Raw genomic sequence first — 432 nt, forward strand, 5'->3', positions numbered from 1 at the left:
TTCGGCTCTCTTTATGGCTTGTTAACCTCTGAATATGAACAATTTAGTGGCGTTCATGGAATTGGCGTGGCGAAATTTGCCCAGTTAAAGGGGATTGCTGAACTGGCGCGGCGTTACTACAACGTGCGGATGCGTGAAGAAAGCCCTTTACTCAGCCCGGAGATGACGCGGGAATTTTTACAAAGCCAGCTCACGGGTGAGGAGCGGGAGATCTTTATGGTGATCTTTCTCGACTCACAACACCGGGTTATAACGCATAGCCGTCTTTTTTCCGGCACGCTAAACCATGTTGAAGTCCATCCTCGGGAAATTATCCGCGAAGCGATAAAAATAAACGCCTCGGCGCTGATCCTTGCACATAATCACCCTTCGGGTTGTGCTGAACCCAGTAAAGCGGATAAACTCATTACTGAACGGATAATAAAGAGTTGT

Annotated in this window: 1 protein-coding gene; it reads left to right on the top strand. The window is 47.9% G+C overall.

The features are described 5' to 3' along the window. On the top strand, positions 1 to 432 hold a 432-nt coding region (gene radC / locus K0039_RS25570), incomplete at both ends, for a RadC family protein (protein ID WP_228106932.1).

Origin of the sequence: Terrisporobacter mayombei (assembly GCF_020748465.1) — a bacterium.
Taxonomy (GTDB): Bacteria; Bacillota; Clostridia; order Peptostreptococcales; family Peptostreptococcaceae; genus Terrisporobacter; species Terrisporobacter mayombei.